General features: G+C 57.6%; 4 protein-coding genes and 2 pseudogenes. All 6 read left to right on the plus strand.

What is annotated here, in order from left to right; translation table 11 throughout:
• Window positions 1-28: 28 nt before the first annotated feature.
• Window positions 29-5,578, plus strand: a pseudogene (locus QN399_RS26815) (filamentous hemagglutinin N-terminal domain-containing protein); the annotation flags it as partial.
• A gap of 293 nt (window positions 5,579-5,871) precedes the next feature.
• A complete protein-coding gene (locus tag QN399_RS26820) occupies window positions 5,872-5,985 on the plus strand; it encodes a polyketide synthase docking domain-containing protein (RefSeq protein WP_369125132.1) in 114 nt (37 codons plus the stop codon).
• A 235-nt stretch (window positions 5,986-6,220) separates the two neighbouring features.
• Window positions 6,221-11,191: pseudogene (locus tag QN399_RS26825) on the plus strand (DUF637 domain-containing protein); the annotation flags it as partial.
• On the plus strand, window positions 11,192-11,506 hold the full coding sequence (locus QN399_RS12715; RefSeq protein ID WP_330201004.1) for a DUF3630 family protein: 315 nt from the start codon (window positions 11,192-11,194) through the stop codon (window positions 11,504-11,506).
• A 129-nt stretch (window positions 11,507-11,635) separates the two neighbouring features.
• Entirely contained in the window at window positions 11,636-11,917 is a 282-nt protein-coding gene (locus tag QN399_RS12720; RefSeq protein ID WP_330201005.1) for an HNH/ENDO VII family nuclease, read from the plus strand.
• A 28-nt stretch (window positions 11,918-11,945) separates the two neighbouring features.
• Window positions 11,946-12,365: an SMI1/KNR4 family protein gene (locus QN399_RS12725; protein ID WP_330201006.1), complete on the plus strand. Its 420-nt coding sequence runs from the start codon at window positions 11,946-11,948 to the stop codon at window positions 12,363-12,365.
• Window positions 12,366-12,528: the final 163 nt, after the last annotated feature.

Genomic DNA, 12,528 nt, shown 5'->3' on the forward strand with positions numbered 1-12,528 from the left:
CGCCAATGCAATGTTCTGGCAACCGCTGATGGCTCAGGCCGACGGCATCGTGGTAAGCGCCCCAGGCACGACTCTCGGGCAAGCCGGCAATGGTGTGCCCATCGTCAACATCGCCGCGCCCAATGGCAGCGGTCTGTCGCACAACCAGTTTCAGGACTACAACGTTGGTGCCCAAGGCGTCATCCTCAACAATGCCACCGACCGCACCCAGGCCACGCAGTTAGGCGGGATCATTCTCGGTAACCCGAACTTTCACGGCACTGCCGCCAGCACCATTCTCAACGAAGTGAATGGCGGTAACCCGAGCCAGCTCAACGGTTACACCGAGGTAGCAGGGCAGGCCGCCCATGTCATCGTTGCCAACCCGTACGGCGTCAGTTGCAACGGGTGCGGCTTCATCAACAGTCCGCAAGTCACCCTGAGCACCGGCAAACCGATACTCGATGGCAATGGCAAACTCGATCACTACCAAGTCGACGGCGGCAGCGTCAGTCTTGATGGCGCGGGCTTGAACGCCACCAACATCGACCGTTTTGAAATCGTTACGCGCTCGGCCAAGCTCAACGCCGAACTGCATGCCAAACAGCTGACCATCGTCACCGGTCGCAACGATGTCGATGCGCAGACCCTGGCCGCCACCTCACGCAGCGCAAGCCCGGCAGACGCACCGGCACTGGCCATCGACTCCAGCGCATTGGGTGGGATGTATGCGGGCGCGATCAAACTGGTGGGCACCGAAGCCGGTGTCGGGGTGAAACTGGCTGGCAACCTCGCCGCTAGCGCGGGCGATATTCAGCTCGACGTCAACGGCCACCTGAGCCTGGCGCAAACCGCTGCTACTGGCGCAGTCAACGTCAACGCCGCCAGCCTTGAGGTCAACGGCCCTGTGTACGCCGGCACCCGCTTGGCGATCAGCACCAGCGGCGATCTCAACGCCCAGCAAAGCCTTGCCGCGCGGGACAGCATCAACCTGTCCAGCGGCGGGCAACTGACCAACAACGGCATCATCGAAGCCGGGGTCAACGCCGACAGCAGTCGCAACACCACGGGCGATGTCAGCGTCACGGCGCAGAACTTCACCAACGTTGGCAGCCTGATCGCCAGTCGTGCGCTACAAGCGACGGTGGCGCAGACCTTGTTCAATCAGGGCGGCACGATCAGCGGACAGGGCAGCACGCAAATTACCGTCAACACCCTGGACAACCAAAACAAAGGCCGTGTGCTAAGCATCGGTAGTTTGGGGGTTAGCGCGGGTCAGTTGCTCAATGCCCAAGGTGGGTTGATCAACAGTACTGGCAACAGCGTCATCAGCGCCACCAGCCTCAGCAATGCCAATGGTCAGGTGTTGGCCGACCAGCGTCTGAATCTGACCGTCAGCGGCGCAGTGAATAATCAGGCCGGTACGCTGGCTGCCGGCCAAGGCTTGCAAATAAGCGCTGGCAGCCTCGATAACCGTCAGGCCGGTAGTCTGGTCACCGACGGCGACCTCAATCTCAACGTGATCGGGCTGCTGAATAACCAAAACGGCTTGCTCAGCGCCGTGGGACCGCTGCAACTGCACGCAGGTCTCGTGCTCAATAACGCCGGTCGCATCACCAGTCAGAATGACCTGACCGCCAACATCGGCTCGTTGACCCAGCAGGCTGGTCAGTTAGTTGCCCAAGGCAATCTGAGTCTGACCGGCAGCACATTGGATAACAGCCAGGGCGGCTTGGTCGGGGCGACAAAAGCGCTGAGCCTGAACGTCGGCGACATTGACAACCGTGGCGGGGAAATATCCAGCCAAGTCGGTGTGAGTGTTCTCGCTCAGCACCTGAATAACAGCAACGGCGGCAAGCTGCTGGCCGGCACCGCGCTAGGGCTGACGGTCGATCACCTGATCAATCAGAACAAGGGCCTGATGTTCGGCAACACCTTGCGCCTTGATGGTTCGGACCTGGACAACACCGGCGGCACACTGTCCAGCCAGACCCGGCTTGCCCTTAACCTCACGGGCGACTTGAGCAACAACAGCGGGCTGCTCAGCAGTGACGGTGCTTTGACGGTCAACGCTGGCAATGTGAACAATGGCGCGGGCAGTCTTTCCAGTGGTGGCGCGCTGACCGTCGCGGCCACCGGGGCGCTGAACAACCAAGGCGGTTCAATCAGCACTGATGTCGGTCTGACCTTGACCAGCGCCAGCCTGGATAACCGTAACAGCGGCGTACTGTCGGGCAAAGGCGTGAGTCACGTCAGCACCGGTGCCTTCGACAATAGCCACGGCGGGCGCTTGACCAGTGCCAACACGCTGAGCCTTAACGCAGCCAACGTCATCAACCAGGACTCCGGCCGCATCGCCAGTGCCATGGCCTTGACCGCCAACGTCAGTGGCCTTGATCAACAAGGCGGCGAGCTGTTCAGCAACACCGCGCTGAGCCTCGACCTGAACCATGGCCAACTGAACAACCAAGGCGGCCTGATCAATGCGCCCGGCGCACTGCTGCTGAAAAACCTTAACGGCGTCGCCAACCAAAACGGCGAAATCTCCAGCGCGCAAGCTTTCACCCTCGACGCCCAAAGTCTCGACAACAGCGGTGGCAAGCTGCTCAGCAATCAAGCGCTGACCCTGCGCCTGGCCCAGGCCATGAACAACATCAACGGGCTGATTTCGGCTGCCGCGCTGGACGTTCACAGCGCCAGCCTCGACAACACTGACGGTTTACTCAGCAGCCACGACAGTCTTAACCTGGTCGTGGACGGTGTGCTGGTTAACCACAACGGCACCGTGATCGCCGATGGAGATCTGCTGCTCAACGCCGTCACGGCCGATAACAGCCTGGGTCAAATGGCTGGCAAAAAAGATGTCATCGCCAACATTGGCAGCCTGCAGCAACAGGGCGGTCAACTGATAGCCCAAGGCACTCTGAGCCTCACCGGTGACAACCTGGACAACCGCCAAAAAGGCTTGGTCGGCGCTACCAATGGGCTGAGCATCAAGGTCGGAAACATCGACAACCGTGGCGGGGAACTGTCCAGCCAAGGCGTCATCAGCCTGATCGGCCAGCAATTGGACAATAGCGACAGCGGCCAAATATTGGGACAAACAACCCTGGCGCTCACTGTCGATAACATCATCAACCGCAACAAAGGCCTGTTGTCTGGCAGCAGCGGATTGAGCCTGTCCGGCACTTCGCTGGACAACGGCAGTGGCAGCGTACTCAGCCTGCACAGCATTGATGTGGGGCTGCTTGGCACCCTGGACAACAGCCTGGGTTTGTTCAGCAGTGAAGGTACCCTCGGCGTGCGCGTTGGCGCGTTGATCAACAGTGCGGGCAGTCTGTCCAGCGCTGGCGCTCTGAGTGTCAGCAGCGTTGCAGCGATCAACAACCAAGGTGGGCAGTTGGTCACCGACGGTAACCTTGACCTGCACAGCGCTAGCCTCGACAACAGCCAGCACGGCAGCATCAGCGGCAAAGGTCCGCTGCTGATTCAAACCGGCGCCTTTGATAACAGCCACAACGGACGCGTCAGCAGTGCTGATCGGCTTGACCTGACCGCTGCACAATTGACCAACCAGGACGGCGGCAGCATCGGCAGCAACAATGCGCTGACCGCCAGCGTCAGCGGACTGGATCAGCAAAACGGCACCTTGTTCAGCAACACCGCGCTGACCCTCGACTTGAACCACGGCCAGTTGAACAACCAGGGCGGCTTGATCAATGCGCCGGGTCCGCTGCGGCTGAAAAATCTCAGTGGCGTGGCCAACCAGGGCGGCGAAATATCCAGCGCCCAAGCGTTCAGCCTGACCGCGCAAACCCTCGACAACAGCAACGGCAAACTGCTGAGTAACCAAGGCCTGACCCTGCGCATCAATCAGGCATTGAGCAACATCGAGGGCTTGATCGCTGCGGCGGGCGTCGATGCCAGTGCCACTACGCTGGACAACAGCGGCGGAACCCTGACCAGTCGCGGCGACCTCGCGCTGAACGTCACCGGCTTGCTGGCTAATCAAAGCAACGGCCTGATCAATAGCCAAGGCAGTTTGCTGCTGAGCGCCAACAGCCTGAACTCCAGTAATGGCGGCGAAGTGTCCGCCAAGGGCGATGTTGGCCTGACCCTAAACGCACTGACCCAGAACGGCGGACGCCTGTTGAGCGATGCCGGGATCACTCTGGACCTGAGCGGCGGTGATATTGCTAACCAAAATGGTCTGATCACCGCCAAGGGACCACTGACCTTCAATCGCCTGCGCGACCTCAACAACCAGAGCGGCGAAGTCTCCAGCAGCCAGAGCTTCAGCCTGAGCGGGCGTAACGTCGACAATACCAGCGGCAAACTGATCAGCAGCAACCTGTTGGGCCTTAACGCCATCGGCCTGATCAACCAGAACGGCCTGATCTCTGGCTGGCAGGGCCTCACTGTCAGCGGCAGCAGCCTCGACAACCGCAACAGCGGCACACTGTCCAGCCGCAACGGCAACTTCGGCTTGACCCTCAGAGGTGCCTTGCTCAACAGCAATAACGGCGCACTGGTTAGCCAACAAGCGCTGAGCGTGACTGCCGCCAGCCTCGACAACAGCGGCGGTATTTTGTCCAGCGGTGCAGGCCAGGCCTTGACCGTCAGCGGCCTGCTGAACAACGGTCAACACGGCCTGATCGACAGCGGCGCAGCACTTATTGTGCAGGCCATGACTCTTGGCAACGCGGCAGGTGTGATAAACGCGCAACAAAACCTCAGCTTCACCGGCACCACCCTGGACAACAGCGCCGGCAGCCTGGCCGCCAACGGCGCGGTGACCCTCGACCTGCTGGGCGCCTTGATCAATACCAACGGCAAACTCGCCAGCGCCGGTGCGTTGTTGATTCAGCGCGCCAGCCAGATCGACAACCAAGGCGGCCAACTGGCCAGCCAAAGCCTGATGACCTTGCTCACGGGCGGTCTTGACAACAGTAACCACGGTACCGTCGCGGCCAGCGGCCAATTGCTGCTCACCGCGACCGGCGCGGTGCTGAACAACGCCGATGGCTTGATCTACAGCCAGAACGCCGACGTCCAATTACAAGCGGGCAGCTTCGCCAACGGCAAAGGCTCACTGCAAAGCCAAAGCGCGCTGGGCCTGACGGTATCCGGCGACATCGACAACCAAAGCGGTCGGATCATCGCGCAAAGTGGCGACCTCAACATTAACGCCGGCAACGTCGATAGCCGTGGCGGTGTGCTCTCCAGCCTGCAAGGTGCGTTCACCTCGCACCTGACCGGCGTGCTGAAAAACGGCTATGACCTGAACAACAATCGTCAGGGTGGCATCACCCAGGCTCAGCGCCTGAACCTGACCGCCCTAGGCGGTATCGACAACTATGGCGGTCGCATCTCGGCGCAAAGCGGCGACGCGACTATCAACACCGCAAACTTCGACAACCGCAACGGCGGCCTGTACGCCAAAGGCAAGATCAACGTCACCGGCAACAACTTTGATAACAGTGGCGACAATGACGGCCAGATCGCCGGTCAACAAATCGACCTCAACCTCGGTGGCGCGCTGAACAACCGCCTGGGCATTATCGAGAGCGACAGCACCCTCGCGATCAAGGCCGCCAGCCTCGATAACCAGACCGGCCAGCTGCGAGCCCTGGGCACCAGCGGCAAAACCAGTTTCCAGATCGGTGGCCTGTTCGACAACCGTAACGGCACCCTGGAAAGCGCCAACACCGATCTGACGCTGGCAGTGGGTGGTTTCCTCAACGGCGGCGGTAGTTTGCTGCACGTGGGCAATGGCACCTTTGATATTTCCACCGCCAACGTCACGGGCGCCGGTGGCAGCATCGTCACCCGTGGCGGCCTGAGCCTCAACGCCGATAGCTGGACCAACAGCAGCGTGATTCAGGCCGGGCGATTGAACGTCAACGTCAACAACTTCAGTCAGACCTCAAGCGGTCAACTGCTGACCTCCAACAGCTTCGTCGGCAGTGGCGGCAACTGGTACAGCGACGGCTTGATCGCCAGTGATGGCAGCCTGAACCTGAATCTCGGCGGCACGTACTGGGGCAATGGTCGGCTCAGCAGTCTTGGGACCCTCGGGCTAAGCGCCGCGCAATTGAGCCTCAATGCGGCCACCAGCATTGCTGGCGGCGGTGATACCACGATCAACGTGGGTGGATCTCTGACCAACTCGGGTCGCTTGACCTCGGCCGCCAACCTGAATCTGACCGCAGGCGCGATCAATAACCTCGGGACGCTGGGCAGCGGACAGCAACTGACCGTCACCACCGGCTCAATGGTCAACGATCACGGACTGATTTTCAGCGGCGGCGACATGGGCCTTCGGGTCAATGCCTTGAACAACAACTACGCCAACATCTATAGCCTGGGTAATCTCAGCATCGACCGTGATGGGCAGGGAAGCTTGGCCGGCAGCATCATCAACAGTTCTGCGTCGATTCAAAGCGACGGCAGCATGAGCCTGGCGGCGAGCACGATTCAGAATATCCGTGCGGTGCTGACCACTAATAATCAGGGCATCTACACCGCATCAATTACCGAGATGCAATGCATTGAGGGGTATAACGCGGGTGATTGCAGCGGCGGCAAGGAAAACCACGTCTGGCAAATACTTCAGCGCGATAAATTCGAAGTCATCGCTGCCAGCGACGCCTCCAGTATCACGGTGGGCGGAAACCTGAACATCAACGGCGGTGATTTGCTCAACCAGAGCAGCACCATCGCCACCGGCGGCAGCCTGACAGCCACCGTCAACAACTTGGTCAACAGCGGCATCGAGACAGGTGAAACCGAAACCACACGGGTATATGTCTCTGAGCGCACTAGGGATGCCGGGGGGTGGTATGACGCAGCCGGTGCCTTTACGGGCAAGTACTGGTATCAGAGCAGCGGCTACAACGCCAATGACCTGGGTGGTCTTGAAGCGGGGATGAGCAGCTTTATTGGCATGACTGAAAGGGAGCTTACGCAATTTGCTCTGAGCAAAAAGCTGGCTTCCAGCGACCAAAGCTACGCCGCCGTGATTCAGGCGGCCGGTGCGGTCAACATCAGCGCCCAGAACAACATCGATAACAGCGTGGTACGCCCCGGCTACAACTACGTGGGCAGCGGTCCCCGGACCGGTACCGACGCGGCGGGCAGTGCCTTCTCGACCCGCGTGACCCTGAATCAGCAACTGCCTCCGGACCTTGCGCAGCAGCAGGTCAACCCACTGGCGTTGCCGGGCTTCAGCCTTCCGACCGGCCAGAACGGCTTGTTCCGTCTGAGCGGACAAGGCACCAACACCCCGGTCGCCAGCGGCCCGCAAAATTGGACCATGGGCGGCGCCAGCCTCTCCTCGGCACAGCGCCAACAACCGCTCCCTACTGGCCCGGCGCGGAATATTCAGTTGGGCACCGGCACCCAGCCTTCCGCCAGCGCTGTTGATCTGAGCCCGGCAAGTCGTCACGTCGCCAGCATCGGCGCTGATGCCAGCACAATTAATGTCACCACTCCAGGCGCAGCCCCATCGGGCGCTGTATTGCCCGGCCGCTCCACGGCCTTTACAGTCAACCGTGTCCAGGGTTTACCGGCCAGTAGCAGCCAGTCCAGCCCCCAGAAATACCTGATCGAAACCAATCCGGTACTCACTGACCTCAAACAGTTCATGAGTTCGGACTACCTGCTCGCGGGCCTCGGCTACAACCCTGACGACAGCGCCAAGCGCCTGGGTGACGGGCTCTACGAGCAACGGTTGATCCAGCAGGCCGTTGTTGCCCGCACCGGCCAGCGCTTCATCGATGGTCAGACCTCCGATGAGGCGCAGTTCAAGTACTTGATGAGCAACGCCATCGCCAGTAAACAGGAACTCAACCTGTCGCTCGGCGTCAGCCTGACCTCCGAACAAGTTGCTGCGCTGACCCATGACATCGTCTGGATGGAAAATGCCACGGTCAATGGTGAGCAAGTGCTGGTGCCGGTGCTGTACCTGGCCAACGCCAACCACCGCCTGGCTGCCAACGGCGCCCTGATCCAGGGCAGCGACGTGACCATGATCGCCGGCAAGGACCTGAATAACGCCGGTACCTTGCGCGCAACCAACAACCTGGCGGCCACTGCAGGCAACAATCTGGTCAACAGCGGCCTGATCGAAGCTGGCAATCGCCTCGACCTGCTCGCGGGCAACGACCTGACCAACAAGGCTGGCGGGATCATCGCCGGTCGCGACATCAGTCTCACCGCCATCAATGGCGACGTGATCAACGAACGCACGGTCACCAGCCACCAGAGCAGCACCGGCTACAAAAAAGAGCAACGTGACTTTGTCGACAACACCGCCCGTGTTGAAGCGGCCAACAACCTGACCATCAACGCTGGGCGCGACATCAACAACAGCGGCGGTGTCCTGAAAAGCGGCGCCGACACCACGATCAATGCCGGTCGAGACGTCAACATCATCTCGGCCGAGCAAATCGTCAGCAACGAGCGCGGCAGCAACCACCGGGATCAAACCATCACGCAAAACGGCTCCAGCATCGACGCTGGTCGTGACCTGACGATCAACGCCGGCCGTGACCTCACCGCCATAGCCAGCCAGATCGACGCCAAGCGCAACATCGCCATAGCCGCTACCGAAAACCTCACCCTGGCCTCGGCGGCGGATGAGCAGCATTCATACAGCAAGTCCAAGAAGGTCACGAGCCAGCAAGATCACGTTAGTCAGGTGTCGACGGTTGTTACGGCGGGCGGCGATGTTGCGCTGAGTGCGGGCAACGACCTGGGCTTGATTGCCAGTAAGGTCGAGGCCGGAAACGAAGCCTATCTGGCGGCGGGCAACAAGCTTCAACTACTGGCCGCGCAGAACAGCGACTACTCGCTGTACGACATGAAGAAAAGCGGCAGTTGGGGCAGCAAAAAGACCCAGCGCGATGAAGTCACCCAAGTCACCAACGTCGGGAGTGAAATCACCACGGGTGGAAATCTGACGCTGGTCAGTGGCGGCGATCAGCGTTACCAGGGCGCCAAGCTGAACAGCGGCAAGGACCTGACCCTCGACAGTGGCGGGAGCATCACTTTCGAGGCGGTGAAGGACTCGCATCAAGAAAGCCACGACAAGAGCAGCAACAGCTGGGCATGGACCCGCATGCAGAGCAAAGGTCAGGTTGACGAAACGTTGCGCCAAAGCCAACTGACCGCCAAAGGCCAGATGCTCGTCAACGCAGTTGATGGGCTGCACATTGACGTCAAAGACATCAACCAGCAAAGCGTAAGCCTGACGATAGACGCCATGGTTCAAGCCGATCCAAGTCTGGCTTGGCTGAAAGACGCTGAAGTGCGGGGCGATGTGGATTGGCGTCAGGTCAAAGAGTTGCATGACAGCTGGGACGTGAGCCATTCCGGGTTGGGCGGTCCAGCGATGATCGTGATCATTATTATCGTCACTTACTTCACTGCGGGTGCAGCTTCGGGTTTCGTCGGTTCAGCTGCTGGCGCCACCGCTGGTTCAACGACCGCACTTTCGGCAGGCGTTGCAGCCACAGCCACTACAAATGCGATTGCCGCTGGTTGGGCCAACATCGCCCTTAGTGCTGCGCTCACTTCCGCAGCGGGTGCGGCTACGGTCAGCACCATCAACAACAAAGGCAACCTCGGCGCTGCTGTAAAAGAGACGTTCAGCAGCGACAGCATGAAAAATTACATTATCGCTGGCATCACAGCGGGTCTTGCTGCTGGGCTGTACAACGGTTGGACCAGTACCACAACTGGTTCAGGCACCGCGTTAACCGACTCCACCAGTGGCGCATTGGCCAACACGGGCAAGGTCATCGTTGCCAACCCGAGTGGGCTGGGTAGCCTGAGCGGTATCGGTCAATTCGCAGCAAACCAGGCGCTGCAAAACACCACCTCCGCGGTGCTCAACAAAGCATTGGGTCGTGACGGCAGCCTTAGCGACGCGTTGCAAAACAGCCTGGTGAATGCGTTTGCCGCCTACGGATTCAACCTTGTCGGTGACATCGGGGTGGACAACAAACTGCAAGAAAGTGGTCTGGCTAAAATTGGGTTGCACGCGGTAATGGGCGGTTTGGCGTCCCTAGCCGCCGGGCAGGACTTCAAAACAGGAGCCTTGGCGGCAGGGGTTAACGAAGCGTTAGTCGATCATTTGGCCTCGGCCTATGCCGGGATGTCCACGGAGGACAAGGCCCGGTTGTTGACGATGAATGCGCAACTGATCGGTGTACTGACGACGGCTGTGGCGGATCCGAATGCCGATACCGCGAAATTGCAGGTTGGGTCGTGGGTTGCGCAGAATGGGACGCAGTACAACTACCTATCCCACAATCAGGAAGAAGAGAAGAATCAGCAACTCAAGAAATGCGGTGAGGACAAAGTATGCGCCATGGGCACTTCAACCAAATGGGCCTTGGTTGATATTCAGCAAGACATAGGCCTAGGTGTCGGAGTAGGCGGTGGCATTGGTTTGTCGGCGGCGGAAACTGCTGAGGGGATGTGGGAGTTAGCCAAAAACCTACCAGAAACCATGGCCGCCCTGAAACAGCTAGCAACCTCAGAAGAGTTTCGTCAACAGTTTGGTGACAACTACTTCAAGGATTTGGAAACCAGGGCTACACTGCTAACCCAGGCATACAACGATGCAGGTTGGGATGGAGCAGTAACCGCCGGAGTTGAAGGCGGACGATTTGCTGCCGAGCTTGTCGGGGTACTAACAGCGGTTCGTGGTGCGGCAGCGGTAGTGGCCAAGTTACCCACTGCTGCTCAAGGTCTGGTCAGTGCGATCGCCGAGATGCCGGTGGGCGGTAGTAAAGCTGCTCAGATCGGTGCAGTGGGGGATTTGGGTGGTGCAAAAGGGACCTCTACGGCACCAGCTTGGGATAATGCTGTGTCCAAAGCCGATGGAGATTTTGGCTATCTGCCACCCCTCCGGCAAAATTACGTTCGAGAAGTTTACGATCTACAAACGTCCGTAGATAATTTGCGCGCTGGAGGCGCTAGCGCTGAAGACATAGCAAAATATGCATACAGTGCTAGGAATGATCTGAAGTTGAAATATAGAGAGTATACGCCGCCAGATATGCTAGAGACTATTGATGCGAGAAACATGGAACGATACGGAAATAAGATTGGTCCTGCGTTTGACGATCTCGTTAAGAAAGGGAAAACTTTTGAGCAAATTATAGAAAGCTCTACGCGAGCTGGTGGTGGGGATATTTTCTAAATGCCAATGCTTATTGATGAAAAAACATTCTCTATTGGGAGTATGAGTTCTGGAAGATTGTATGCGGACTTAACGTCGGAGGTGGGCTGGGAAGGGTTTCCTAGTTATGCTGAAGCATTTGTAAATATGTTTTTTGGAGAGATTGTTAGTAGAAGCGACTCCGTTGATACTAGGGTTTGGGGTGTGTCTTTAAATAACGAGAGCCTAAGGCTTGTGTATGAAGATTTTCCTGTAATGATTACCTTGGAGTCGCAAAGTGATGGTGGTGATAAGTTTATTGAGGCGCTGAAGGCTCGTCTAAAAGAAAATAGTTGATTCTTTGGTGCAAAAGCAACTGGAGCGGCGTTAGAGAGCGAGGCGACGGGCTTCTTTGGTCAGCAAAGAAAGTATTGGTCTCAAGAGCCAATACAATTTAATGGTAATAAAGTTTATCAGAGGAATGACTTGGTTGATCCGAGTAGGGTGGATAGCCAAACTGGTCTGACAAATTTGGATCTCGTGAAAAATGGATTGGCTCCATATGGGCCTGATGGCAAGAAGGTCAATCTGCATCATATGTTGCAAACCCAAGACGGTCCAATTGCTGAGGTTACGCAAAGCTTTCACCAACAAAATAGTGGTGCTATTCATATAAATTCGGGTTCTGATATTCCTTCTGGAATCAACAGATCACAGTTTGAAAAGTGGAAAAAAGACTATTGGAGAAGCCGAGCAAATAATTTTTGAATTATGAATTTTAGTATTGGAGGTTATTATGGATATTGACATAAGAGATGTTGTCGCAGAGCTGAAAAGCGTTCGTATGTCTCTTCCAAATGCACAGCGACTTCCTGATGATGCCTTAATTATTGCTTATGAGCGTGAACTCGGTATCTCATTTTCGGATGAGTATAAGATTTTTGCCAAGGAGGCAAGTGATAGTATTTTTAATGGCAAGGATGCGCTTCGATTAACCGTGGACAGAAATAGCCCGAGAGAGCTTCTGAACGTTGTTGCGGAGGCTCGAGAGCAAGGTGTTCCAAAGTCGTGGCTCCCCATTTGCGAGGATAATGGGAACTACTATTGTCTTCTTGAGGATGGCTCTGTCAGTTACTGGGCGCATGATGGGCGCTCCAATGAAACTTGGCCCAGTCTCGCTAGTTGGATAAAACATGCATGGATAGATGGTGAGTAGCCTTTATAGGAATATTACTAACACCGGCCTTATGCCGGTGTTTTTTGCACCCTATCTGCACCCTTTTTGCCGCCTTCCTGCACCCATCCTGTAGCCTTCTTGTACTCAAGCTGTATCCTTTTTGCAGTCCCTTTGTCTCCTTTTTGTCTACCACCCTGACGAC

It is taken from the genome of Pseudomonas sp. 10C3 (assembly GCF_036346185.1).
Taxonomy (GTDB): Bacteria; Pseudomonadota; Gammaproteobacteria; order Pseudomonadales; family Pseudomonadaceae; genus Aquipseudomonas.